This window comes from Vibrio tubiashii, assembly GCF_028551255.1.
Lineage (GTDB): Bacteria > Pseudomonadota > Gammaproteobacteria > Enterobacterales > Vibrionaceae > Vibrio > Vibrio tubiashii_B.
On the sequence record NZ_CP117030.1, the window covers coordinates 904,101 to 930,917 of the forward strand.

General features: G+C 43.8%; 22 protein-coding genes. 13 read left to right on the top strand and 9 right to left on the bottom strand.

The window, feature by feature from the left end:
* Window positions 1–11: 11 nt before the first annotated feature.
* From LYZ37_RS19500 to LYZ37_RS19510, 3 genes are all read right to left on the bottom strand, one after another.
* On the bottom strand, window positions 12–1,457 hold the full coding sequence (locus LYZ37_RS19500) for an FAD-dependent oxidoreductase (protein WP_272787229.1): 1,446 nt from the start codon (window positions 1,455–1,457) through the stop codon (window positions 12–14).
* A 288-nt stretch (window positions 1,458–1,745) separates the two neighbouring features.
* Window positions 1,746–4,187 carry an ABC transporter permease gene (locus LYZ37_RS19505; protein WP_272787230.1) on the bottom strand — a complete coding sequence of 814 codons (2,442 nt, stop codon included), beginning with the start codon at window positions 4,185–4,187 and terminating at the stop codon, window positions 1,746–1,748.
* A 2-nt stretch (window positions 4,188–4,189) separates the two neighbouring features.
* On the bottom strand, window positions 4,190–4,861 hold the full coding sequence (locus LYZ37_RS19510) for an ABC transporter ATP-binding protein (RefSeq protein ID WP_272787231.1): 672 nt from the start codon (window positions 4,859–4,861) through the stop codon (window positions 4,190–4,192).
* On the opposite strand from LYZ37_RS19510, the gene tesA reads away from it, so the two are divergent.
* The 8 genes from tesA (at window position 4,860) to LYZ37_RS19550 (ending at window position 13,743) form a co-directional block, all read left to right on the top strand.
* Window positions 4,860–5,459: a multifunctional acyl-CoA thioesterase I/protease I/lysophospholipase L1 gene (tesA, locus tag LYZ37_RS19515; RefSeq protein WP_272787232.1), complete on the top strand. Its 600-nt coding sequence runs from the start codon at window positions 4,860–4,862 to the stop codon at window positions 5,457–5,459. The two genes, LYZ37_RS19510 and tesA, sit on opposite strands and share 2 nt — an antisense overlap.
* A 77-nt stretch (window positions 5,460–5,536) precedes the next feature.
* The gene (gene fabV, locus LYZ37_RS19520; protein ID WP_272787233.1) at window positions 5,537–6,727 is read left to right on the top strand and encodes an enoyl-ACP reductase FabV; all 1,191 of its coding nucleotides are present in this window, start codon (window positions 5,537–5,539) and stop codon (window positions 6,725–6,727) included.
* A 216-nt stretch (window positions 6,728–6,943) separates the two neighbouring features.
* The gene (locus tag LYZ37_RS19525) at window positions 6,944–8,866 is read left to right on the top strand and encodes a bifunctional diguanylate cyclase/phosphodiesterase (protein ID WP_272787234.1); all 1,923 of its coding nucleotides are present in this window, start codon (window positions 6,944–6,946) and stop codon (window positions 8,864–8,866) included.
* Between the two features lie 78 nt (window positions 8,867–8,944).
* Window positions 8,945–10,600, top strand: coding sequence for an ABC-ATPase domain-containing protein (locus tag LYZ37_RS19530; RefSeq protein WP_272787235.1), 1,656 nt, complete (start codon window positions 8,945–8,947; stop codon window positions 10,598–10,600).
* Between the two features lie 34 nt (window positions 10,601–10,634).
* On the top strand, window positions 10,635–11,186 hold the full coding sequence (locus LYZ37_RS19535) for a GNAT family N-acetyltransferase (RefSeq protein ID WP_272787236.1): 552 nt from the start codon (window positions 10,635–10,637) through the stop codon (window positions 11,184–11,186).
* A 153-nt stretch (window positions 11,187–11,339) separates the two neighbouring features.
* Entirely contained in the window at window positions 11,340–12,101 is a 762-nt protein-coding gene (locus LYZ37_RS19540; RefSeq protein ID WP_272787237.1) for an ABC transporter permease, read from the top strand.
* Window positions 12,085–12,786 (top strand): ABC transporter ATP-binding protein, encoded by a 702-nt coding sequence (locus tag LYZ37_RS19545; RefSeq protein WP_272787238.1) that lies wholly within the window; start codon window positions 12,085–12,087, stop codon window positions 12,784–12,786. The genes LYZ37_RS19540 and LYZ37_RS19545 overlap by 17 nt, the downstream gene beginning before the upstream one ends.
* 9 nt (window positions 12,787–12,795) lie before the next feature.
* Entirely contained in the window at window positions 12,796–13,743 is a 948-nt protein-coding gene (locus LYZ37_RS19550; protein ID WP_272787239.1) for an ABC transporter substrate-binding protein, read from the top strand.
* Between the two features lie 59 nt (window positions 13,744–13,802).
* On the opposite strand, the gene LYZ37_RS19555 is transcribed toward LYZ37_RS19550, so the two are convergent.
* Window positions 13,803–14,420 (bottom strand): DNA-J related domain-containing protein, encoded by a 618-nt coding sequence (locus LYZ37_RS19555; protein ID WP_272787240.1) that lies wholly within the window; start codon window positions 14,418–14,420, stop codon window positions 13,803–13,805.
* 131 nt (window positions 14,421–14,551) lie between these two features.
* Window positions 14,552–15,391 (bottom strand): isopenicillin N synthase family dioxygenase, encoded by an 840-nt coding sequence (locus LYZ37_RS19560; protein WP_272787241.1) that lies wholly within the window; start codon window positions 15,389–15,391, stop codon window positions 14,552–14,554.
* A 231-nt stretch (window positions 15,392–15,622) separates the two neighbouring features.
* Here LYZ37_RS19560 and LYZ37_RS19565 point away from each other — a divergent pair, with 231 nt between their 5' ends.
* Window positions 15,623–16,234 (top strand): DUF2238 domain-containing protein, encoded by a 612-nt coding sequence (locus LYZ37_RS19565; protein ID WP_272787242.1) that lies wholly within the window; start codon window positions 15,623–15,625, stop codon window positions 16,232–16,234.
* On the opposite strand, the gene cutA is transcribed toward LYZ37_RS19565, so the two are convergent.
* On the bottom strand, window positions 16,198–16,518 hold the full coding sequence (gene cutA / locus LYZ37_RS19570) for a divalent-cation tolerance protein CutA (RefSeq protein ID WP_272787243.1): 321 nt from the start codon (window positions 16,516–16,518) through the stop codon (window positions 16,198–16,200). The genes LYZ37_RS19565 and cutA overlap by 37 nt on opposite strands.
* 9 nt (window positions 16,519–16,527) lie before the next feature.
* A complete protein-coding gene (gene helD / locus LYZ37_RS19575; protein WP_272787244.1) occupies window positions 16,528–18,588 on the bottom strand; it encodes a DNA helicase IV in 2,061 nt (686 codons plus the stop codon).
* A gap of 244 nt (window positions 18,589–18,832) precedes the next feature.
* Between helD and yccS the strand changes: the two genes are divergently transcribed.
* The 4 genes from yccS (at window position 18,833) to LYZ37_RS19595 (ending at window position 23,048) form a co-directional block, all read left to right on the top strand.
* Window positions 18,833–21,001: a YccS family putative transporter gene (gene yccS, locus LYZ37_RS19580; RefSeq protein ID WP_272787245.1), complete on the top strand. Its 2,169-nt coding sequence runs from the start codon at window positions 18,833–18,835 to the stop codon at window positions 20,999–21,001.
* A gap of 202 nt (window positions 21,002–21,203) precedes the next feature.
* Window positions 21,204–21,365, top strand: coding sequence for a hypothetical protein (locus tag LYZ37_RS19585; RefSeq protein ID WP_004743716.1), 162 nt, complete (start codon window positions 21,204–21,206; stop codon window positions 21,363–21,365).
* 53 nt (window positions 21,366–21,418) lie between these two features.
* A complete protein-coding gene (locus LYZ37_RS19590) occupies window positions 21,419–21,700 on the top strand; it encodes a hypothetical protein (RefSeq protein ID WP_004743717.1) in 282 nt (93 codons plus the stop codon).
* Between the two features lie 88 nt (window positions 21,701–21,788).
* On the top strand, window positions 21,789–23,048 hold the full coding sequence (locus tag LYZ37_RS19595) for a hydroxymethylglutaryl-CoA reductase (protein WP_272787246.1): 1,260 nt from the start codon (window positions 21,789–21,791) through the stop codon (window positions 23,046–23,048).
* A 47-nt stretch (window positions 23,049–23,095) separates the two neighbouring features.
* On the opposite strand, the gene luxQ is transcribed toward LYZ37_RS19595, so the two are convergent.
* Complete coding sequence (luxQ, locus tag LYZ37_RS19600) at window positions 23,096–25,642, bottom strand: quorum-sensing autoinducer 2 sensor kinase/phosphatase LuxQ (RefSeq protein ID WP_272787247.1); 2,547 nt, start codon at window positions 25,640–25,642, stop codon at window positions 23,096–23,098.
* Window positions 25,642–26,739: an autoinducer 2-binding periplasmic protein LuxP gene (locus tag LYZ37_RS19605; protein WP_272787248.1), complete on the bottom strand. Its 1,098-nt coding sequence runs from the start codon at window positions 26,737–26,739 to the stop codon at window positions 25,642–25,644. Before LYZ37_RS19605 ends, luxQ begins: the two co-directional genes overlap by 1 nt.
* Window positions 26,740–26,817 lie beyond the last annotated feature (78 nt).

Here is a 26,817-nt window from a genome sequence, read left to right on the forward strand (position 1 = left end):
GTCGCCCATCTTTAACTTAAACAACCATAGTATTTAGCTAATTGCTCAGGGTAAGCTCTCTCTACTGCGAGTTGTCGTGCTTTTGCTTCTATAATCTCAGCTGATAGGCTCATCATCATCGGATGAAGCGACTCAATATTGATATCTTGATAATCGTGTAATCGCCACTCTTTCACCAATTTAATAGCCGCTTCATAGGCAGACGATCCTTTTACTACTTCTACCCTAGCATAATGCTCACCTTCAAAAGTCACATCTGCGGCTCGTAGCGTATCGTCTCTACCCGGTATCTGCTGCGCACCAAAAAGTGGTGTGCCATACTCGTTGGCTTGATGGTAATCGGGAATAAAGCGAGCCATATGGTCAATCGCCTTTCGACTTCTTTCCACAATCACATCTTCATCCCAGCCTATTTGTATTTTACGCTTTAATCGCAAAGGTAAATGTGGCTGCGATGTCGATTGATTAGACGCCACCAAACCATCATCAAACAGCGTTATGTCTTTGGTCATACCATGTAACTGAAATACCCCATCAGGATAAGGTGTTAGCTGCGCCATTCCATTTGGAGTCCCTCTCGGTCCGTGGAATATCACTTCAGGCCAAAGCTCATTGCACTCACTCCATTTGGTCACATAGGCCGCTTTAAACTCTACTAGCCTTTCACGCGGTTTATTTGCTAAATCGTCGATAGAGCCAGTCTCATAGCCGCAGGCATTGACAAGAAAATCGAATTCTAAAATCTGCGGCTCATTGTCCTGACTGACACACTCTATCATCCAGCTATCGGCACGCTCTTCTACCCCAGTGACCTGCGTATTGGTCATTAAGGTGCAGTTAGGAATCGCTTCTAATGCCAACGTCGCAGATGCAGCAATTCGGAACACACTCCACCCATGCTCCTCAACTGCAACAACTGGGAACTTAAGTGCGTCTAAATCAGTATGCTTGGCGAAAGGAATCATCCACTCATCGATAGATTTGGGTTGAGATGGCTGTTGCTGCTCAATCAGTTCTTCTAGATCTTCTCGGCTGTAGAATTTGTAGTAGTCACAAGGCTCGCCCAACACTTTGTTCGCCAGGTCTTCCGCGACTAGCTCAGCGTAGCAAGATTGAATGGTAATCAGCCTTTCATACAACTCTTCAGGACTACCACCATCAGAATAAGGTACAGCAATGACAGTTGGTCGACGATTGATTGTCTGTGGATAAAGGCGTGCCGTATCTATAGATTGCTTAAGTAACTCGATACACTGCTCAGTAGAGATTTCTCTGTACAAATTTCCACCAGCATGTAGATGACATATTGGCGGACCACTGATCAGCCCATTTCCTTTTTCAATAAGGTGGACATCTAAACCTAATTCGGCCATGTGAACTGCAGCTGTAGCTCCAGCAATACCACCGCCAATAATTGCGATTTTTGGTGAACTCTTCGTTTGGGTTTTAGATAGCATTTATATGGCTAATTCATTCATTCTCAGTGCATTTTACTGGTAATACTAAATGAATAAAATCACAAATTTTTCATGGAGAATTTATGACGTTTTTTCGAAAAAAAAATGAAAAAAACTGCTTGACTCAAAAATGCAGAAGGAACAAATAATCACTTTTGTGAATAACAAATCTTTGCCGAGCTACGCATAATCGGGGCTGCGAGAAAATTAAAGTTATCTACAGGCCAAGTTATCCCAAACTTTATCCACTGTTTTTGTGGATAACTGAATAACTTGACCTGTGTATTATCAGCTAAACGCTTTATTGATAGGGGTTAAGAGGCGTTTAATCAAACTGTTCACAACTAGAGCAAGTGTGAAAAAAGTACCAATAGGTAGCAGTATCCATAGCATCCAATGCATCTGTGGTTGCAGTTCAAACCCGAACACCATAATAGCGCCAACAACGATTTCTGAGCCGATAATCGCTATCACGCCTGCGACCAGTGCCATTAATCCATATTCGGCCCAGATGGTTTGCTCAACCCTCTTTTTGCTGGCTCCTAGCGTCCGATAGAGTTGAATTTCTTCTTGGCGTTGACCCAAACTCAGACGAAGCAACGTGAATATCAACAGCAACCCGGATAGAACGCCTATCCCAGCTAACAGAGTAATTGACCAGACTATCTGCCCTAACAGTTCTTGAATCTTCGCTCCCATCACTCTTATATCCATCAAGCTCACAGTTGGGTGCTGGCGTGACAACTGATTTAACAGCGCGTCATGCTCATCTTCAACTTTAAAGCTCACTAAATAGGTTGCTGGGATGTTCTCTAAGACATCAGGCGTAAAGATGAAGTAAAAGTTTGGCTTCATATCGCGCCACTCTACATGCCTAATAGAGTTAACCTTTGCTTTAACTTCAATACTATTGATAACAAATTCAAGTTCATCACCAATTTTTAAGCCTAAATCGTTTGCTACATCGGCTTCCACCGAGACACCATTGGTTGGCGTCCACTCTCCTGACAACACTTCATTATGTTCTGGAATACCCGTTGCAAACGTAAAGTTAATTTCACGTCTTAACGCATCGCTGCCCTCTTCACCCTTGGCTTTACTTTTCGCATCGACCCCGTTGATGTTCGCAACACGACCGCGAATAATTGGGTAGTCTTCTGAGCGTAAAATACCCGCATCATCAAGAACCTTTAGATAGGCATCTTTCTCATAAGGGGCGATATTCAAAGCAAAGGCATTGGGAGCATCTTTCGGTAGCGTACGTTGCCAATCTGTCAGTAAGTCTGTTCTAACGAGCCACATAGTAGACAGCAACATTAAAGAGAGCGCTAATGCTCCAAACTGAATGCCTGTCGCGATTGTTGAGCGGTTGATCCTACTTAACGCCAGTTTGAGCGCAGCGCTAAACGGAACTTTACCTAGAGCGCGAGTTGCCAATACACTCACAAACGCCAGTATTGCGAACAACGAGACAATACCGCCTAGAACGATCCATACGAGTAGGTTGTCATAATAGGCTAACAGCATCGGAATTATGGGTACTAAAATCAGCCAGTATCTGCTCTTTGAGCCATTAGTTTCGGCTTGTGGCTGCATCACATTTACAGCACTCACATTGGTTAGCCCGACCAGTGGAATTCCAAGTGCTGGAACTGCAATAAGAATACTGGTCATGACAGAAATAACGATGGGTTTTAAGCCATAGCTAGGTAATGGATTGGGCAATAATTCGACCAATGGGATGCGCAGTAGGTATTCAAGTACTACGCCCAACGAAACACCCAGTACGACTGCGGCGACAAGTAGAATTGAAACTTGAGTCAGCAACCAACGCACAATCCATTTTTTACTCGCACCTAAGCTCTTGAGCATTGCGATCGTCTTGCGTCGGGTCGTGACATAGTGTTGGCAAGTTAACACTAAGGTCGTTGCTGCCATGATCACCACAATGGCTACCGTCAGTGAAAGATATTGCTCGGTACGTTGGAAGACCTCGTTAGTCCGACTTGCGCTATTTTGATCTCGCCAGCGATCACTTGGCGTTAACTCGATATTTGACTTTAAGCGTTCAATATTCCCTTCATCGCCATTGATGAACTTACTGTAACGAACGCGACTACCTAACTGAACAGCTCCAGTTCGGTCAATATCATCACTGTGAATAAAAGCGGAAGGCATTTGTTGAAACGGATTGAAACTCAGTCCCGGCTCTTCAATTATACGTCCGGTTACAATGAAATCGGCATCACCTAGCGTGACCGCGTCACCAACAGAGACATCGAGCTGCGAGAATAGACGTTCATCAAGCCAAAGCTCGCCTTGTTTAACGTGGCTGTAGTTCTGCTTGTCATCGGACAGTACCATCTCACCTTGCAGCGGATAAAGACTATCGACCGCTTTAACCGTGATGAGTTTCATGCCGTTATCACTAAACGCCATGGTTCCAAATCGGGTTTGAGTCGATGTAGTCAACTCGTTTTCCGCAGCTAGCGTCTCAAATGATTCACTAATAGGGTTCGATGATATGAACACCGTATCTGCGGTTAACGCCTGTTTACCTTGCTTAACAACCACCTGTTCCATACGTTCTGCAAGGGCTGTTAACGCAAAAATACAGGCAATGATAAGGATTAAAGCGATAGTGACAGGCCAAAGTTGCCCTTGCCTAATCTCACTTGTACTCCATTTTACCAGCCGCCTGTTCAAAGAAGCCGAAGCTGAATTAGACATGATTAATCCTCCAACTTACCCGCTTTCATTTTAAAGGTTCGGTCACAGCGCTCAGCCAATTTTGAGTCATGCGTAACCAAAACGAGTGTCGTGCCATGTTCTTTATTCAGAGAAAACAGCAGTTCCACCACGGTTGATGCGGTTTGTTGATCTAAATTACCCGTCGGCTCGTCTGCAAAGAGAATTTTTGGTTGAATCATAAATGCACGAGCTAAAGCGACACGTTGCTGCTCACCACCCGAAAGTTGGGAAGGAGAATGGTGGATACGGCCACCAAGCCCAACAGACTCTAACAAACTAATGGCTCGCGTCTTGTCTTCAGGCTCACCTTTTAATAGACAAGGTAAGGTGACATTGTCTAATGCAGACAGACTTGGGATCAGAAGAAAGCTTTGAAAAACAAAACCAACAGACTCACTACGGATAGCCGCACGCTCTTCATCAGTCATACTGTGAAGTGGTTTACCTAACAGATCAACTTCCCCTTGTGTCGGTGTATCTAATCCCGCGAGTAGAGTCATCAATGTCGATTTCCCCGCGCCAGATGTTCCGACGATAGCCACACTCTCCCCTTCTTTGATGTCTAGATTTACATCATCAAGGATTGTTAATTGCTCTTGTTTGGTAGAGACTACTTTAGACAATGATTGTGCTTTGATTACGGATGTTTGCATGTTTCGACTACTTTCCCTTGTTCTTCTACTTTTGTCTGTAAGTCCTGCTTACAGCAAAACCCTTATGATTTTAGGTGACAGCTTAAGCGCTGGTTATCAAATGCCTATCGAACAGGCTTGGCCTTCTCTTCTTACGGATGATCTTGCTAAAAGCGGTCAACAAGTCTCGGTCATCAACGCCAGCATCTCTGGTGATACGACAGGCAATGGTCTGGCACGACTTCCTCAATTGCTCCAACAACATAACCCAGAATATGTCCTGATTGAGCTAGGCGCTAACGATGGATTACGCGGCTTTCCAACTGATATCGTACAAAAGAATCTGTCTAAAATGATTGCTATGATTAGAGATTCAGATGCAACGCCACTACTTATGCAAATTCACATTCTGCCAAATTATGGAAAACGCTACACTGAAGCATTCGCCTCTGTCTACCCGAAAGTGTCACAAAACCTTGATGTCCCTCTGCTGCCTTTTTTCCTTGAAGGCGTCATCATAAAACCCGAATGGATGATGTCCGACGGTTTGCATCCTAAGCCAGAAGCTCAACCTTGGATTTCTAGTTTTGTTGCAGATGAGTTAATAAATCACTTCTAATTGCTTTAGCTCAATAAACTTTACAAAGCTTTACGCTAGCTTGGATTAGTTGCCAATCGTTGGCTAAAGGAGACTGTATGATTATTGAGCCCATCATCGATGGTGTTGTCGCACGAAGTGCCCATCCACTCGGCTGCGAACAATCTGTATCTAACCAAATAGCGTATGTAAAGTCTGCTAATCCCATCAAGCAAGGACCAAAGAGAGTACTCATTATCGGCGGCTCTTCAGGTCTTGGTCTAGCGGCAAGAATCGCTCTGACTTTTGGTGGAGCTAACGCAGACACCATTAGTGTCTCATTGGAAAAATCACCGACCGAGCAAAGAACAGGGTCTGCTGGGTTCTATAACAACTACTACTTTAAAAAGGCTGCTGAGCAAGAAAATAGAATCGCCATCAACATTCACGGCGATGCTTTCTCGAAACAGCTCAAAGACGACGTAATTGAAGCGATAGAGACTTATTTCGAAGGTGAAGTTGACCTTGTTATTTACAGTCTAGCCAGTGGTGTTAGGCCAAACCCAGACAATGGTGAACTGTGGCGTTCAGCCATAAAACCGATTGGAGAGTCTGTCTCCGGAGCCACTCTGATGTTAGAAACTGATGAATGGCATCAAACGACATTACCACCAGCAACAACAGAGGAAGAAGAATCAACACTTAAAGTGATGGGTGGTGAGGATTGGGAAGATTGGATCAACGCCTTAATCAATTCAGAGTCAATTGCACAAGGTTGTAAAACCATTGCTTTTTCCTACGTAGGGCCTGAATGCACTCACCCTATTTATCTCGACGGCACGCTAGGCAGGGCTAAAATCGATTTGCACCAAACTAGCCATTCGTTGAACCTCAAACTCGCGAACTATGGCGGTGGCGCTTATGCCACGGTATGTAAAGCTCTAGTGACCAAAGCGAGCGTATTTATTCCTGCACTTAGCCCTTATATCATTGCGCTCTACAAAGTCATGAAAGAGCAAGGAACGCACGAGGGCTGCATCGAGCAAATGCAACGCTTATTTGCGACCAAGCTTTATCATGCTGAGCAGCCCCCATTGGATTGCGAACGCTTGATCCGGATGGATGACTGGGAACTCAATCAAACCACTCAACAACGGGTCAGTGAAATTCTTGAGCAAATCAATGAATCTAATTTTAAACAGCTTGGTGACTACGCTGGGTTTAAGCAAGAGTTTCTTAATTTGAACGGATTTGGTTACGAAAACATTAACTATTTAACTGACATTGCTATTGATAATTACATCAAATAAACCTATTGTTTAAAAACACCATCTCACTTTTGAGACGCACATATAGACAGAGCCCTAAACAATCGTTTAGGGCTTTTTTTTACCGGATCCATGATGCATGCTAACTCTCAAGTTTGCGTCAATTACTTAATCTTTGTTTCAATGACTGTTTCTACGACTATTATTAAAGAGAGCACGGAATGCTCGGATTGGTACACTAGCCCACAGGGATCAAATATGTCTAAGTTGAATACAGGGACGATTACTATTCCTGAAGACATGAGTGACAATTGGCAAACAATCGTCAATCTACTCGCAGAGATAGTTAACGTTCCTGCAGCATTGATTATGAGAATACATAAAGAGCATATTGAAGTGTTCTCAGCCAACAATAACCGTACGCACCCTTACCATATCAGTGATAGTGAAACTCTAGGCCAAGGTTTGTACTGTGAAACTGTCGTGAATGAAAATAGACAGCTTGTTGTACCCAACGCCAGTGCGGATGAAAAATGGTGTAACAACCCAGATATGAAATTTGGATTGTTAGCTTATTGCGGCTTACCTGTACGTTGGCCTAACGGAGATATGTTTGGCACAATTTGTGTGCTAGATGATCGAGAAAATCCTTTCGATGATACTTACCAGCAACTGCTGATTTCATTTCGAGATTCTGTCGAAGCTCAACTGAAAACACTTTATCAAAACCACTACCTTCAGCAGCTAAATCTAGAGCTTGAATCTAGAGTCAGTACTCGTACTCAAGATCTGGTTGATCTCAATTATTCTCTCAACTTAGAAATTGATAAACGCCGAGCTGCTGAGCGTAAAGTACGTTATCAGCAACTGCACGACTTAGGTACTGGCTTCTTAAATAGAAGAGCTTTAGAGTCTGAAACACAGCAACAGCTCGATACTTTGCCCTTAGAAGCTCATCTAGACGACCATTTTAAAGTGGGTCTTTTGCACATAGGATTTACAAACGGACGACGAATTCAAGCCAAATATGGTTATGGTGCTTGGGAAGATGTCCTTAAGGAGTTCCGTCAACGCCTAGTGCAGCACACACAGTTAAATGTCATTACAGCAAGGCCATCATCAACGGACCTCGCGTTTGTATTCAGAACGCATCATTACGAAGACGACATCAATACCTTGTGTCGCGAACTCGTTGACGTTAGCCAAACCGAATTTATACTCGAAGGCGAGCATCTACATCTTCACAGTTATATTGGCGTCGCGAGTTCAGATGATACCCAGTCGGCAAAATCGTTGCTTAAGTACGCAGCAGAAGCGATGCAGTCATGTAAAGACTCTGGGCATAAGTTCAGCTTCTATTCTCAAGACATTTCAGATACGCAAAAAAACATCAGTCAACTAGAGAGTTACTTGCTTCAGGCCGTGCGTAATGACGATCTATTGCTCTACTTTCAACCTAAAGTATCTCCTTTGACCCACCGCTGGATTGGTGCCGAAGCCTTACTTCGTTGGCGACACCCTATTCTTGGTGATATTTCTAATGAAACACTAATCCACCTAGCCGAACAAAATGGATTGATTTTCGAGGTCGGAAGCTTCGTCCTTCGCTCTGCAATACAAAAAGCGGCTGAATGGGCAACCCATGTCAACGATTTTGTTGTCAGTGTTAATGTCTCAGCAGTTCAGCTTCAGAGCCCACAGTTTGTCAATCAGGTGCAAGACTTGTTAGTTGCTTACCAGTTGCCTGCGCGCTACTTAGAGCTAGAGGTGACAGAAAGCGGCTTGATAGCAGACGAGATTGTAGCGCGTAACACTCTGATTTCTCTTAGCGAACTTGGCGTGACATTGTCACTTGACGACTTTGGTACAGGTTATGCCTCGTTTAACTATCTGAAGAAGTTTCCATTTGATGCCATCAAGGTCGACAAGAGTTTCGTTCATCAGTTATCTCACAGTGATGATGACAAAGAAATTGTCCGCTCTATTATTTCAATCGCCAAAAAGCTTAACCTTAAAGTCACGGTGGAAGGCATCGAAAACAGCGAACATGAGTCCTTTATCCTAGCTGAAGGTTGCGACATCGGTCAGGGCTTCCTCTACGGTAAACCCATGCCATATGATGAGTTTGAAATGCATCTGTTAAACCAGAACAACTTATCTCCTAAGTACTCATATTCTTAGTTAATCCACAATTGCTTTACTCCGAGACGAGCGATTTCTATAATCCTCGTCTTTCTTGTTCCCACAATAGAGATCAATATGGATCAACTCTCAGCTACACTCAAAAAAATAGAAAAGCAAAACTACCACGCCTACCAGCAACTCAAAGGCGAGTATGATTTTGGCGACTATACATTCCATATTGATTATGTTCAGGGTGACCCATACGCCTCTGCTTCACGTGTTCGTGCCATTCGTCCTTGGTCAGTTACAGGATTAGCTTGGCTGCGCGATACATCCCCTTCTTATCAAATTGCAGCCCGTGATTTTATTGCGCGCAGCTTCGCCCAATTTGCCAAGCAAGAAGCAAGCGTCAGTATTGCACTGACAGGCCAAACTGTGTTGGATAACACTGCTGTGCTATTCACAGAACAAGGAATAGAGTTACGATTTAGAATCAATTTACCTGCTGAAGGTCGTTCAGTTCTTGGTAAGAAAGCAGACAACATACTTACCTTCCATCTGCCTAAATTTATTCGCAAAGCGACATTAGAACGCGAACTCGATCAGCAAGCGCTGATCAAGCACTGCCAAGTGATTGAGGATCAGACAGCGCTACGTAGCCAGTTAGAAAGCAAAGGGCTGCTTGCGTTTGTCGGTAACGGTTCAGTCTTACCTCGAATTTCAGGAAACTGCGACTCGCCGATGAAAGAGGCCGTTGAGTTTGTTGCTCCTCAAGCACTTGAAGTAACTTTAACCACCCCAAATAGTGGAGAAGTTAAAGGTTTAGGTATTCCTAAAGGAATCACGTTAATCGTCGGCGGTGGCTTTCACGGCAAATCAACTTTGCTCAACGCCATTGAGCGCTCAATTTACGATCACATCCCGGGCGATGGTCGTGAGCGTATCGTAACAAATACGCTTGCGATGAAGATAAAAGCCGAAGATGGCCGCTGCGTTCATTCGCTTAATCTATCGAATTACATCAACCATCTGCCAATGGGTAAGGATACTTCAGATTTTTCTACCCAAGACGCTTCGGGCTCTACATCACAAGCCGCTTGGCTACAGGAGTCCATTGAGTCCGGCGCTAAGGCCATTTTGATTGATGAAGATACTTCAGCAACGAACTTTATGATTCGAGATGAACGCATGCAGGCGCTAGTGAGTAAAGGTGATGAACCAATCACGCCTTTAGTAGACCGAATTGCTCAGCTTAGTGAACAACTCGATATTTCAACTATCGTCGTTATGGGCGGCTCTGGCGACTACTTGGATGTTGCTGACACAGTCATTCAAATGCATGACTACCAAGCAATTGATGTGACGGAAAAAGCCAAACAAGTCGTCGAATTACACCCTACGCAAAGACAGAATGAAAGTGAGTCTAGCCTAGAGTCATTCCGCCCACGAGGATTTAACTGTACAGCGCTACAGAAAATTTTGAGCGAAGGTAAATTTAGAATCGCCGCCAAAGGGCGTGATTCATTGAGGTTTGGTAAAGAGTACACAGACCTAAGTGCTTTGGAGCAATTAGAAACCACTAATGAGCTTAATGCACTTGGTTGGGTTTGGTTCCAGTTTGCTCAGCAACCAGGTTGGTCTAAGCTTCCAGCCAAGGATATTGAGCGCTATTTAAGTGACGATTGGTACACTACCATGCCAAATCAAGGTGACTTAGCCAAACCGCGTGTACTTGATGTTCTAGCGGCCCTTAATCGCATGCGTAAGTCTCAGTTTCGACCTTCCAAATGAGGTTAAAACGGTAATCTGATGTATAAAGCGCCTATTGATTGGGCGCTTTTCTTCTCTACCGACTATGAACTTCACTATTACCACTTCAAATCTCATTCTTCGTGACTTCACTCCATCAGACGTGAAACATTACGTCGATCAGTGCCAAGATCCTAAATACCAACGCTATTACAGCGAAGAAGATTGCTCGTTAGAGAAAAGTACCCTTCTTGCCAATATGTTTATTGAACAAGCTTTAGAGTTGCCACGAATTCAGTACCATCTTGCAATTCAGTGTAAGTTCTCGGGACACTACTTAGGTCTTGCAGCGCTACGGCTAGAACCACAAAACCAAGCCTCAATCGGCTGCGGCTTGGTAAGAAACAGACAAGGAAAAGGCGTTGCTGAAGAAGCGATGCTCGCCTTGATTAACTATGGGTTTAATCAACTCGATGTAAAACGTGTCTACGCCGAGACACTCTCTAGCAACAAAGCGGCGATAAGGCTTTGTAAACGTGTTGGTATGTCGATTGATTGCGAACGCACTAATGACCGATTCTTCAAAGATAAATGGTGGACCACGACCGTTTTACATATGACGCGTTAACCTTTGTTTCCCTCTTTGCTTAGATTCATCTTTGGTCTCATACGGCTCCCCCAAACAACTCCAACACCCAATTTACGCTCACTTATAGTTTGACATAAAACTTAAGTTTCATTATTGTGCGTGGCACCTAAGAATAGTTATCATTTTTAATCAATGAACTTAAGTTCTCAATCTTCTCGGACTTATTGGTTAAAGTCTCTAGTTGTCCCTACCCTTATCGTAACCGTATGGCACTTAGCTACCACCTATGGTGATATCAGTAGCTACATCTTACCATCACCTATTACGGTCGTAACTGCATTCACGGATATGTTGATGAGCGGTGAACTAGCCGAACACATACGTGCCAGTCTTCATCGAGTTGGTATTGGGTTCGGTACAACAGCTGTATTAGCGATTGCATTCGCCATGCTATTTGTTCGCTTTCAAGGTCTATACGATTACTTCGAATTTCTATTTGAATGTCTGCGCGCAATCCCAGCTTTAGCGTTCAGCCCTTTATTTATCGTTTGGATGGGAATTGGTGAAGCGCCAAAGTTGATGATCATCTTGTTTGCCTCTTTTTTCCCCGTGTTTCTCAACGCATATGGCGGCTTACAAAATGTCGATAAGAAATACCTAGAGCTAGGCCGAAGCCTTGAGCTTAGCCAAAGTGAAATCATTAGACACATTCGCTTGCCTGCGGCACTGCCACAAATCATTACCGGGCTTAGATTAGGGTTTGGATACAGTTGGCGTGCCTTGATGGGCGCAGAACTCATTGCCGCGGCGTCAGGTTTGGGGTTTCTCATTGTAGATGCCGAAGAATTGGCGCGAACCGATAAAGCGATGGCAGGGATCATCGTTATTGGCATCCTTGGCTTTTGCTTAGATTTCATCTTTAAGAAGGTTACCGCACATGCTATCCGTCACTAATTTATCCAAGTCATTTGATGATCCGCAACAAGGGAAATCTTATGTCCTTAAAGGCGTCAATCTAAGCGTCGAAGCGGGAGAATTTGTCGCCGTCTTAGGTAAAAGTGGTTGTGGTAAAAGTACGCTGATTAAATGCTTATCAGGTATGCATGATGCCTGTAGTGGGCAAATTCAAGCTGCAGAAAACTTGGTTTCAGGTTACGTATTCCAAGAGCCTCGCTTGTTACCTTGGTATACCGTCAAACAAAACCTTCAATTAGCGTTTAACAAGCAGCTACGAAACTCTGACGAGGCACTTAAGGCTATTGAAAGCGCGTTAACGTTAACAGGCATACTCGACAAAATTGACGCCTTCCCGAATCAACTTAGCGGTGGGATGGCTCAACGCGTCGCCATAGCCCGTTCTTTGTGCCGGAAGCCTAATCTTCTGTATATGGATGAACCCTTCAGCGCATTGGATGCTTTGACCCGTCAGAACATGCAGACCGAATTAAAACGTATCCATCAGAAAACACAATGTAGCGTTATCTTTATAACTCACGATGTTCGAGAAGCAGTAGCACTCGCTGATCGTATTTTGGTGATTGAAAATGGCGTATTTAAATTTGAATACGACGTAAAACAATCAAGTTTAACTCGTGAACAGCTAACACAAACCATTATCCAGCAATCATTCAACCATTAGGAGAACTCAGTGAAAAAACTAATTGCAGTTTGTGCTGCAGCAGCGTCATTAGTATGTAATATCGCTTTCGCAGAAACCAAAAAAGTTGTTAATGTAACTTACGTACCTACCCCGTTTAACTTGCAGCTTATGGTTATGCGCGACCAAGGGATCTTAGATCAAGAGTTAGCAAAACATGGTGCAACTGTTGAGTGGCACAAGATCAGTTCAGGGGTTCATCAAGCGAAAGCCATGGCTTCGGGCTCTGTTGACATCGCTTCTGTGATGAATACAAACTCTTTCCTGATGGCAAACCGAGAAGGAAACAGCCTGAAGGTGATTGGTACTGTCGCAAGACCAAGCAAAATCTTTTCTCTGGTAGCCTCGCCTAAGTTTGAAGGGGATATCAAAGATCTAGCCGGTAAAAAAGTGGCAGGTGTTAAAGGAACAGTAGTACAACAGATGCTAGTCGCACAACTTGCTGCCAATGACATGACTCAGTCGGACGTAAAATTCATCAATATGGCAACGCCGAAAGCATTTAATGCTTTAATGGCAGGTAGCATCGACGCTGGTCTTCTTACTTCAAGCTATATTCTTAAAGCTCAAGATGGTGGTGCTCGTGTGCTCGCCACAGCGGATGGTTACATCAACCCAATTTTAATCAGTGCTACAACGGATAAGTTCGCCTCTGAAAACCCTCAGTTAGTTGAAGCCTTCCTTGAAGCTCAACGCAAAGCGATGAATTACATTAAAACTAATTATCAGCAAGCAATCGCAATTGGTGCGACAGAACACGGCGTATCCAATGAACAGGCAGAAAAACTGACGGATTGGTCTGCTCTTGCCGGTCACTTTGGTCAAGACGACATGCAAGCTCTGAAAAATGATACCCAGTTTTTAATAGAGAACGGCTTAATGCGTGATGGGCTCGATGTGGAAAGCTTAGTAGCGCCAACATCGGCAACCTACCTATAAATTGTTTCCTAAACTAAAAAAGGTCGTGTTAATCACGACCTTTTCTATACATTCTCTACCTAGTGACGCAATATATGCCAAGCCTCACACAAAACTCTAAATCTATCACTATCACCATTGTCTCGATCAGGGTGCCATTTTAATGCGAGTTTACGCCATGTTTTGCGTATCTCAGTTTGGCTCGCATCTTGCGGCAACTCAAACAAGCTAAGCGCCTTGGCGCGGTCCATCTCTTTGCCATTGGTACTTCCGACAAACTCACGGTAACGAGTCCAGAACTCATTGAGAAGACGTTTTACTTCACCCTCTTCTGCTTCATAGTTCTTCCAATGGATGTAGTAGTCCCTAAGAGGATCGTGGTGATCAACTTCATGTCCAGGCACTTGATGAGATGGCATTAAAATAATGTTCATCGCCTCTACCTGTAACCACTTATCGGGATAGAGTGTTTCTTGTAGCTGGTACAAAGCGTTCATGATAAGAAAGTTGCGCTTGAATAGATCTTTTTCTGGCGAATCGTCAAGCAGTGGGATAAAACCGAGTTCTCCGAGATGAGAAGCTAGTGTATGTACTTTCCATCCGCTCGGCTTTTTCCGAAGTACTTCAAGAATTGGCCAAAGCAAAGGGTTTTCCATGTATTGCTGAAATTGCGCAGTGAGCTCTTGTCGTTCTTGCATAAACACTCTTATCTCCTTCCCCTTCAATAAAAGACATAAAGCCTTCTTTGTCGAGTTTCTAGCTTGATAAATGTCGCCTGCGCCATAAAAAAAGAGCCGCATTCGCGACCCTTTCTTTACTGAGTGTTTTATTAAATAACACCAAGCTCACGCAGGCGTTCCATCAGGTAACTGTCTGCAGTGTGACGCTCCGAAAGCACCACTTCAGGTTTTGGGTGCAAGAATAATGGCAACGAGATACGAGACTGTTCTTGACGCTCACCAGTCGGGTTAATCACTCGGTGCGTCGTCGACGGGAAGTAACCGCCTGATGCTTCTTGCAACATATCACCGATATTGATGATCAGGTTACCAAAGTCACATGGTACGTCTAACCAGTCGCCTTCTTTACTTAGAACTTGCAGGCCAGGTTCGTTTGCAGCTGGTAGAACAGTAAGTAAGTTAATATCTTCGTGCGCTGCGGCGCGGATAGCACCTGGCTCTTCATCACCTGTCATTGGTGGGTAGTGAAGAATACGTAGTAAGGTTTTGTCGCTACCATTGATCATTTCTGACAATGCAACAGAGAACTTCTCTTGTACTTCTACAGGCGCATGCGCCTCTACCCAACCTAATAGCTCTTCAGCAAATGCGTTAGCACGGTTGTAGTAATCCATGATTTGCTCTTTAAGCTCTTCAGGCATTTGTCCCCAAGGGTAAACGTGGAAGTACTCTTTGATATCTTTTACTGTGTGGCCCTTCGCCACTTCAGAAACACTCGGTGGGAAGTAGCCGTCTTGCGTTTCAACATTAAAATGAAATTCATTTTTACGCTCAGACATAAAGAACTGGTACCAATTCTCGTAAATTGACTCAACGAGCTCTTTTGGAATTGGGTGGTTCTTTAAAACACCGAAGCCTGTTTCACGTAGTGACGTAACAAACAGTTCGGCAGCATTTTCCGCTTGATAATCGACAGTTTCCAGTTTCATGACTTTTACTTTCTAATAGTTATGTATGTGAGCAAACGATTGTAGTTGTGACAATTTAGTAAAGCAAACGATAAGCTATGAGTGACATTCATTTGAGTAGAGAGTGTGCAAAAAGGCTAAGTTTCAACATATTTTGTGACTACGAGCAGATTTTAGTCGCCAAATAAAAATAATTGAACGGTGTTTTATTAAATGTCATTATAGGTCTATTCTAGCCAAAGGAGAGATTCTATGAATCGAGGTTATTCAAAGACACTGATTGGACTTTCTATTGCCTATAGCTGCGTCTTTATATTTTCAGCTATAGAGCCAATGTCACGCGCGGTTTGGTTAGCGGAGATCATTCCAGCAGCATTAATTTTCGTCACCATATGGGTAGCATCGCGCCGCTATACATTTTCAAACACCGCTTATGTATTGATGTTTGTTTGGCTATGCCTACACACTGTTGGCGCGAAGTATACTTTTGCCGAGGTCCCTTTCGACTGGTTTAATCAACTTATTGGTTCTGAGCGCAACAACTTCGATCGCGTAGCGCACTTCTCGATAGGGCTTTATGCCTACCCGGTTGCAGAGTACCTTGTTAGAAAGAAAAAGCTTGGACTTGGCATAGCAACAAGCTACGCGCTGTTTGCCATAATGGCCTTAGCAGCAGGATATGAGATCATCGAATGGTGGTATGCGGCGCTTGCCGGTGGTGACGAGGGCATAGCATTCTTAGGCTCACAAGGTGATATTTGGGATGCTCAAAAAGATATGTTGATGGATACGCTTGGCGCAATCTGTTCTCTGATATTACTGACTGTTCAGCATCGAGTATTTTCTTCTATCCATGCTAAATAAGGATTAAACCCTTCAACGAACGGAACTTGAACAATCTGAGGCACTTCGTAATCATGCTCTGATACGATAACTTGCTCAAGTTCCGCATAACACGCTTTTTTCGTTTTCATGATCAGCAAGGTTTCTTTGTCACTACATAGAGAGCCATTCCAAACATAATGACTTTCAATTGGCATAGTTTGGATACACGCTGCAAGTTGTTTGCCAAGCACCGCACTAATAATACTCTGACTGTTTTCCTGACTGTTTGTTGTCGTCAGAACGATACAAAACTGGCCGCTCATTGCTTTCCCTTACTTTTGGTTGATGATTGGGTAGTCGTCGTTGATTAGCTCTTTTATAAAGCTTGACCCACTTCCTGTATAAGTGATCCATACCTTTCGCTTGGCTCGTGTCATAGCAACATAGAAAAGACGTCTTTCTTCAGCATATGGGAACTGATCGTCAGCTTGAGTTAATGCCCCATCAATATGCAGAGCTTTCACTCTGGCCGGAAACTGACCTTCATCTACATTGAGTACAATTACGAAGTCTGCTTCTTTGCCTTTACTGGCATGACAAGTCATAAATTGAATGTTAAGCAAGCCGAAACGTTTTTGCCAATCGGCTAATAGTTCAGGCTTGTGGTAGTGATTTCGACCTAGCAAAAGTACACTCTGGGTCGCTTTGGCGTTTCGATTGAGCTGATCAAGCACCTTTTCAACGTTGGCGATAGGCATCAGTGTCACTGCTTTCGATTTTTGCTCTTTATGACTGTTCAACTGCTTTTCTAATTGAGCAGGGTTTTGTTGCACAAATCGATTAGCTACTTCACCAATCTGGTTATTGAATCGGTAAGTCGTATCTAAGTGATGAACGGTCGAGTGAGGGAATCGCTCTGCAAACCCTGTCGTAAGATCCACGTCTGAGCCTGCAAACTGGTAGATTGATTGCCAATCATCACCTACCGCAAATAAAACGCAGCCTTGTTCTTGTTGACAAAGCGCTTCAATCAAGGCAAGACGTTGTGGTGAGATGTCCTGATATTCGTCAACCATAATGTAACGCCAAGGTGCCTTAAACTTGCCTTTTGTAACGTATTGCGTCGCTCGGGTAATCATCAGATTAAAGTCGATATGACCTTGCTCTTTAAGCTGTTGCTGCCAAGCTTGGAAACAAGGCCAAACTAAGGCAAGCTCACTGTTCAAGCGCGTATATTCAGGATGCTCAACCAGCATCTGCTGAATTTCTTTTTTGCTTGCACCTGTGGCTGAAAGCTGCATTAGCTGCTTTTCCAACCATGCAATCAGTTTTGGGTTTTCAACATGACTGCCTAACTCATCGTCCCCTGCCAAATAAGCAATAGGCCATTTAGATAGATGTTTTTGCCAACGCTTAAAGTTAGTTGGGGTCATCCAATGCTTTTTCAGCCAGTCAATACACCAGTTTTGTCGCTGATTATCATCCAGTGCTAAAGGCGAAATAGTCACGCCCTGCGACTCAACTTGGTTAAGTATCTGTAAGCCCAATTGATGGAATGTATTAACTTTTATGCCTTCTGCACTCAAACCGATTTTGTCATTCAAACGCTGATTCATTTCTTCAGCGGCATCTCGACCAAAGGCCAGCATTAGAATCTCTTCCGAACGGGCTAAATGACTTTGAAGTAGGTAGGCAACACGGGCAGTCAGCACGCTTGTCTTGCCAGAACCCGCCCCAGCTAAGACAAGGTTGTTATCATCATTAAGTAAGACGGCTCTCTTCTGCGAGTAATTTAGGGGGGAAGATTCTATCTGAGAGAAAAGTACCTGCCAGTTCTCAAGCTCTGTCTCCATCCACTGCTCGTTTCGCGTGCTTAACTCAGCATCAGAGCGAGTAATCCAAGGTTCAATACATGCCATTCGACTTGGCATGCGCAGCATCGCGTCGTCTAGCGTAATCTCCATTTGTTCGAGATCATTTGTTAATTGGTCTTGCCACTTTTCAACCATCGAGTGGGTCAAAAACGAAGGTTGGATCTGAAAGCGTTGTACGCTCTCCTCCCACTGAGGCAAGTATTTGATCAGCTGCTGACATTGATTCTTATGCCAGTGTTGATAGGCAGCAACCGCGTATCTGGCAAACTCACGACATTTACTTAAAGGAAGCCCTTGCACTAACCAAGCTCTCTGCTGCCCGTCATGCTGATGAGCAAAAAACATCAAACCACCCCAAATGAGGCCATTCTTAACTTGTACTCGCCCACTCCAAACATTGAACGGGATATGCTCTTCGCTTGATTCCGAACTGAGTATGAGTGAATCTGACGTAATTTCGATGTGGTGGTATTCGTGTTGAACAAAAAACTGTGCAGTCTTGTTAGCGGTTAGCTGCATTCTTTTTAGCCTATAATCTGTCTTATCAGCATCATAACTTAATTACCTATCCTTTTTTATAAGTTTCCGGCAAATTTTCTCGTTAAGGTCTTTGTTTTAAACAGTAATTTGATCAATTTAATAGGGTCAACCCGTTTGTTGTTCAAAAGATCTGCAAACTCTCTGGTATCTTTATTTAGATCAGGTCGTTACCATATAAGCCATGCTAATTTAGCTCCACTTGCGAATACAAAGTTATCTGATAGTGAATTTATATAGTCAGCTCCGCCACTACTGGGCAAACAAAACGTTTAACTATAGCCTTCTTATTCTCGTTACCCTTTTAGGCGTGGTGATACCGACATGGTACTTACAACTCAATACGCTTATCGTTCCTTTAATTCTAGGGATTATCGCTGCTGCACTTGCAGAGAGTGACGACAGTTTCACAGGAAGACTAAAGTCCCAGTCGTTAACTTTGATCTGTTTTGCTATTGCTGCACTTTCTATCGAGATGTTGTTTGCCACACCTTGGCTATTCGCAATCGGATTGTTTATTTCGACGTTCGGTTTCATCATGCTTGGCGCTATCGGCCCGAGATACGCCAGTATCGCTTTTGGATCTTTGCTCATTGCGATCTATACCATGTTGGGCGCACATGAAAGTACCAATGTCTGGTTTCAACCTCTTATGCTTCTTACCGGTGCAGCTTGGTACTATTTCGTTTCGATGGTATGGCATGCACTGTGGCCTATGCAGCCTGTTCAGCAGAGTTTGGCAAACGTGTTTTTGCAGCTAGCCAACTATCTCGATTCAAAGAGTCAGCTGTTCTATCCCGTCTCAAACCTTAAGCCGCAACCTCATCGAATTGAAGAAGCAAGACTCAATGCCGCGACGGTGAATGCTCTTAACTCTTGCAAAGCAACGTTTTTAACTCGCTCTAAGCGAGGACATGTAGATGGAGCTAGCGACCGATTTTTGAATACTTATTTTCTTGCTCAAGATATTCATGAGCGAATCAGTTCGACTCACTATCGCTATCAAGAGCTTGCAGAACATTTTGAGCGTTTTGATGTTCTGTTTCGGTTTAAACACTTACTACAAAACCAAGCAACATCGTGCCGCGAGATTGCTGAGGCGATAAGACTCGGTAAAGAGTACCAGCATAACGATGACTCAGTTTATGCGCTTGATGAGCTGCAAAACTCACTGACTTATCTTCAAGACCAACAAAATCCGAAATGGCGTTCACTACTAGCGCAGCTCGGTTACCTGTTTAACAACTTAGCAACCGTTGAAAAGCAGCTAAGTAATGTCAATAACCCAGATACCAACAAACTTGAAGAAGACGTTTTAGACGATACAGAGGCGCACACCTTAAAGGTGATGTGGCAGCGAGTAAAATCTAACTTCACTAAAGACTCTATGCTGTTTAGGCATGCAGTGAGAATGTCAATTGCACTGACCCTTGGTTATGGCATTATCCAATTGTTTGGTATTGAGCGCGGTTACTGGATTCTACTGACAACATTGTTTGTTTGTCAGCCCAACTACAGTGCCACAAGGCAAAAACTGATTGCGCGCGTGCTGGGGACGTTCGCAGGTATTGTTATCGGTGTACCGCTCTTAACCCTCTTCCCCTCGCAAGAGAGCCAATTACTGCTTGTCGTCGTATCAGGGGTCGCCTTCTTCGCATTTAGACTGGCAAACTATGGCTATGCGACTGGCTTTATCACCGTATTAGTACTGTTCTGTTTTAACCAGTTGGGGCAAGGCTTTGATGTTATTCTTCCGCGTATTGCTGATACCTTAGTCGGTTGTATTCTCGCGGTTGCGGCAGTGACCTTTATTCTCCCTGATTGGCAGTCAAAACGGCTGCACAAAGTGATGGCCGACGCTATAGGGGCTAATCAACACTACCTTGGTCAGATTATTGGCCAATATCGAGTGGGTAAAAAAGACAGTTTGAGTTACCGAGTGTCAAGACGGAACGCTCATAACCAAGATGCGAACTTAACAACAGCAATTAGTAATATGCTTGCCGAGCCCGGTCGTTATGTTTCCGCCATTGATGAAAGCTACCGTTTCTTGACATTAAACCACGCCCTTCTGAGTTATATCTCTGCCTTGGGCGCACACAGAACACGTATCGCTGACGAGGAGACTCATAAGTTGATCCTTGATGCTCATAGAGTGATCCACCAGCACTTAAATGTGTTGTTTACTCAATTAAACGAGCACTGCGATAGCTGTGATACCGCAGACATTGACGATCCAGTGCTAGAGCAGCGCCTTGCCGAGTGGCGTGAAGAGGATGACAGTTCTGTACGTATGGTTTTGCAACAATTGCATTTGGTTTATCGGATGCTGCCAGAATTGCACTCCCTAGCCAGCAAGTTTGCAGTGCGTGTTGCGCATAAGTCGACTGAATAATAGCCAAACGTGATATTTTAATTACACAAGTTTCCGTCGCTGCTTACTTACTCTTAACATGCCCTGACATTGTTCGGACAAAAAACCGACAGTGTCAAAATAAACTTATCTGTAAGGTTATTCGTACGAGAGTAAGGCGATGAAAGGAGACATCTCTTACCTGTATAAATCTGATACATCAACGATTAGCAGGTGCAACAACATGACTCCACAACAGTTTGAAGCAATGAGAGCTCAGCTCAAATCACTCACTCCTCAGCAACTAAGAATGCTAAGAGGTGAAATCAACAATAAACTCGATTCTGACGATAGAGTCGTCGTGAATGATGAAGAGTTAAAAATGATATCGAGCCTATTTTCATAGCACAACTTGCTCAAAATGCAATCACGCCTTAAGCTTAAGTTAAGGAGGTGTTTATGCCTGTTTCTTCTGTTCAATCTGGTTATCAAATCATTGACATGTCATCTAAGATGGCCGAAGACGCTGCGCATGAAATACAACGTAATCAGCAACTCCAACCTATGCCTAAAGACAATACCTACGACTTCAACCAGGTAGAGTTTAAAGTTACCCCTCCACCATCAAATATTGATTCTCTGACCAAACTGAACAGCGCTGAGCAGTACAGCAAAATTGGTACGAATGTCATTCAAAGAGATCAGGAAATGATTGGGACACTGTTAGATATTCATGTTTAGCGACGAAATTGTAGCAATCCGTTAAGCAACCATTGTGTTCCCTACTCCATACGCTAGAATGCACGCAAATTTATCGCTTTAAGTCGAAATGCCGAAACTAAATCTTTCTCGCCAAGATAAAACTCTTTTCACTCAACCCGAATCTGACGGACCTACATTAGAACAAAAACTCAGTCCGCACTTTGAACGCTCTTCGTTAAGGCTAACACCAAGCCCCTATATATCTGAGAAGGCTATTGCTAAACGCTGGTCTAAACTAGCCCATTTAACGCAACAAGAGCTGCTACTCGACGGGCAGACCCTAGCCCATGCTGAGTTATACAATAAGAACATTGAACACTTTATTGGCACTGTGAAGCTGCCAGTCGGTGTCGCTGGGCCTTTGCGAGTTAATGGCCTTCACGCTAATGATGATTATCTTGTTCCACTTGCGACAACCGAAGCTGCGCTAGTGGCTTCATACAATCGCGGTGCCCAATTGATTACTCAAGCGGGTGGTGCAAGTGCGATGTTAATCAATGAAGGGGTAACGCGCACTCCCGTGTTTGTGTTTGACTCGTTAGTCGATGCAGGTCAATTTGTGGCTTGGGTTGTAACTCAGTACGAGCATTTTAAGCATCTTGCTGAGTCGACGACATCACACGGGAAGTTGCACGATATTAACGTCAATATCGAAGGTAACCATGTCTACCTAGTGTTTGAGTACCATACCGGTGATGCTTCGGGTCAAAATATGGTGACGATCGCAACCAATGAAGTTTACCACTACATATTGGACCACTCGCCGATTGAGCCAAGAGAAGCGTTCCTCGATGGCAACTTGTCTGGTGATAAAAAGCCAAACTCTCATACCTTGCGCCATGTTCGCGGAAAGAAGGTGACGGCAGAGATTCACCTCGACAAAGCTCTGGTTGAGAAATACCTCCATACCACCCCAGAAAAAATGACACGTTTTGGCCAAGTCACCACAACGGGCTCAGCCCTTAGCGGCGGTATTGGTGTCAACGCACACTACGCAAATGCCTTGGCGGCGTTCTATATTGCCTGCGGTCAAGACGCGGCTTGTGTCGCAGAGTCCGCAGTGGGTATCACTCGTATGGAAGTCAATCAAGAGGGTGGTCTGTACGCTTCCGTCACTTTGCCTAACTTGATGGTTGGCACGGTTGGTGGGGGAACAGGATTGCCCACACAGAAAGCTTGTTTAGATATTATGGGGTTACACGGTAACGGAAAAGCTAAAGCGTTAGCGGAAGTGGCTGCAGTTTTATGCTTGGCTGGTGAACTCTCAATCGTCGGTGCATTTTGCGCGGGTCATTTCTCACGCGCTCATCAGAAGCTAGCTCGTTAGCCAACAGTGATTGAGGGCGTTCCTTGTATAAGTAGCGCCCTATTTTGTTATTCCACCAATGAATAATGATGTTCTTTAAAGTAGATGAAGGCTTTGTTTAATGCCGCCTCTTTGATTGGTTTAACAATCACATAATTGGCTCCTGCACGTAAGAACTCATTTTTAGTCTCTTGCATACCATCTGCGGTACAAGCATAAATTGGGACATTTAAACCTAAGTCATTACGAATAATTTCGGTCGCTTCAATACCACCTAAATTAGGCAGTTGGTTATCCATTAATACTAGAGCGATTGATGTATCTGTCTTAAGCAGATCAATGGCATTGATGCCATCTTCTACCCAAGTCACTTTCATCCCATACTTTTCACAGAAAGCTTTAGCAATGAAGGCATTGGTGTGATTGTCTTCCACCAAAAGTACGTGAAGAGTTTCACTAAATAAAGTCGCTGGATCAGCCTCAAGCCCTGCTCCACTCACCACTTTTTCAGTACCTATTTGCAGGGGCACACTGACAGTGAAACGGGTCCCTTTACGTACTTCGCTATTGACGCTTATCTCGCCTTCCATCAGATTAACTAGACTGTGGACAATCGCCAGCCCTAAACCACTACCGCCATATTCACGCGTAGTAGTAGCTTCAGCCTGTACAAAAGGTTCAAAAATATCATTAAGGCGTTTCTGCTCAATACCAATACCGGTATCTTCGATATCAATCGAGAATAGACAGCCACCATTTCGGCGCTCCCGATTTAGAACGACTCGAACGCTGCCCTCATGGGTAAACTTAACAGCGTTGCTAACAAGATTGAAAATTATCTGATTTAAGCGCACTTGGTCACTATACACCCATAAATCATCTTCAATATTACTCTCTACAACAAACTCAACTTCTTTGCTATCACAGAGTGGTTTGAATATTTTATCAACCGTACTGGTTAGCTCTATAAGCCTAAAAGCGCTCTTTTCAATATGAAACTTGCCTTGCTCTATTTTTGAGAAATCAAGAATGTCATTCAGCACTGCTAATAAATGTTCACCGCTGTTGCACAAAATATCCATATGTTCGATATCTTGTTCGTTTTCCATTTTGCCTTTTAGCAACTGAGATACGCCGAGTATCCCATTTAGCGGCGTTCTTAACTCATGACTCATTCGTGCTAGAAAGTCAGCGCGAGCTCGTGCCGACTCTTCAGCCTGCTCACGTGCTGCTTCACTTTGACGTTCCGCTTCAATAAAGCTGGTAATGTCTTGCCCCTGCGCCATGATATGAGTGATGCGATTGTCGCTAGAGATAGGCGATAAGTTCCAACGAAATGTCTTATTCGCGATGGTGGTGTTAATGCCTGTTAGTGTCGCCCCTTGAGCGCACATTCGGATATGGGGTTTTAAGCTGTCAATAAGCTGTTGCTGAGCTTGTCCTCGACGAAATGACCTTTCAGCTGCGGGATTAAATCGATTGAGATCTCCATTCGCATCCCACAAGGTAATCGGTGACAAGGAAAAATTAAACAGCTCGGTAAATTGTTTTTCTTGTTCATGCAATCGCTTGAAAGAGCGCTCAAACGAGTTTCCAATTTGGTCAAATTCTTCAATGCTAGATCCGACAAACTGGCTGACTTTCTGCTCTTGAATAGTTGCATCGGTATAGTTCATCAAACTTTGTAATTCATTTGAAACCCTTTTCCCCAACCAAACGCGTGTATAAACTGCAATGCAAATCACTAGCATTGCAGTAATCGTGATCCAAATGTAATGACTGCGCACAAAAGTCATCACATGCTCGTTGCTTTGCACTGTGTAAACGGAAAGAAACGTAGGAACATTGTTCACAGTTAGATCCGTTCTAGATACCATATAACGACTTGCATTAAGTGATTTTGAAGCCTGTTCCAGCCATTCAATGTGTTTTATGCTTTGGTTCTTTGTACTTGTCGCAATGACCTCTGAACCGACAGCCAACAAAATCTCGTCGGCATTGCCGCTTTTCGCAATCGCGTTCACCAATGAAAAGTTGTTATTCAGTACAATCCCGATGTAAAGATGACCGACAACCTCACCTGAATTGATATCGACAATTGCGGTGCGGCGCATACCTAGATAACGTACACCGAGAGATGATGGCGTCTGTGAAATATGCCAATCTGGCCCCGTCATCATCTCTGCGCTTAGATGTGCAATTTGGGTTGGAGAAATACCATAAAACTGATAATTGCCATCATCCCAAATCATCTTGTTTCCGCTTCTTATGTAACGAAAATCTGGAGCAACATCTGGTGAGAGCTGATCAATGCTATTGAAAAAGCGATCTAGAGAGCGAGTATCTTCTTCCTGAGTTCCCTCTACCAGTAGTTTGTTGCGACTATAGCTATCTTGTGTAATCTCTAAAGATTTGATTCTAAGATTAAAGATCTCTTGAACAAGGCTTTTGGTCTGTTGTTTAGTTCGAGCCACTTCTTGCTCAACAACATCGCGATTTACCTGATAGTTCTGAAGCACTATCACCACGATCAACACACCAATACAAAGAAAAATTGAATTGGTCAGTATAGTCGCTAGCTGGCGCTTTCTGCCTTGTTCTTTAGTGAGTCGCATTATTGATCAGAATACCTAAAAGCACGTTGCTTAAGCTTCTCGATACGAGCCGAACTGTCTTTATTTGTTACTAGTTCAAAATCGCCTGAGTACACGTGAGGTACACTACGTCCTTCAAGATCCCATTTGATCGCTTCTGCCATCGCAATACCCGTATCATCATTCATGCGCATAGCGGTGACATTTAAAGCCCCCTCACCTATCGCTTTTAGTTCGGCTGTGCCTCCACCCCAACCATTAAGCAAAACATCTTGTCGACCTAACTCCGCTAGTGCATCTGCAGCGCCGAGCGCGACATCCGTTGAACAAGCGTAAATAAACTGAATATCTGGATCTCGGTTAAGTGCAATCTTGGCCGTTTCATAGCCTGAATCTCGTGTTGCCTTTGTGTAAAACGAGGAAGATAGTTTATACGTGTCGTGGTGACTCATCTCTTCGATAAAAGTATCGCCTCGCGCATCACTAACATAACCCTCAGAGAAATAGAGAACAGAATAGCGGCTATCTTTAGGGACAATATTCTTGTAATACCCCTCTATAACGCGTGTGCCTTTGATATGGTCAAATCCCACGTACATAAAAGGTTGTTGTTCATCCCATGCCCTTACCGGCGTCGTGATGTTTTGCAGAATCAATTTGGTGTCCGTCGAACTCAATACATGCTCGATGAACTTACGATGCCGCGTGGTATCAAGAGTGAAAATAAGGTAATCAGCCTTATTTTGAACGGCCTCTAATAGAGACAAGCTTTGCTGCCTAACATCGACACTAGGACGCGTAAACACCTGATTAATTTCGTAGTCCACCCCAAGCTTTTCTAGACGCATCTCGAACGCCTTTATATTACGACTCCAATAGTCTGAGACCTGCTGGCCTGGATAGACCACAGATATAGAGACAGGAGAAGTTTGTTGCGCCACAAGAGGGGTTGGGTACTTTCTAACCGTTTGACTGAGCTGTTCAGTCAGTTCTTTCTGTGTTGGGTGTGCTTCTAGATACTCGTCATACTGCCAGTAACCGTTCAGGACCTGCGTGGTATGAGCCGAAGCTGAAAATGAGCACAATACCAGTATTGGCAATATTGCTTTTTTAGACATTTAGTTCTCTCTTTATCTAGCCAATCAGAACATATATTTATTATATTAGCTTTTTATATAACTTCGTTTAATTAGTAA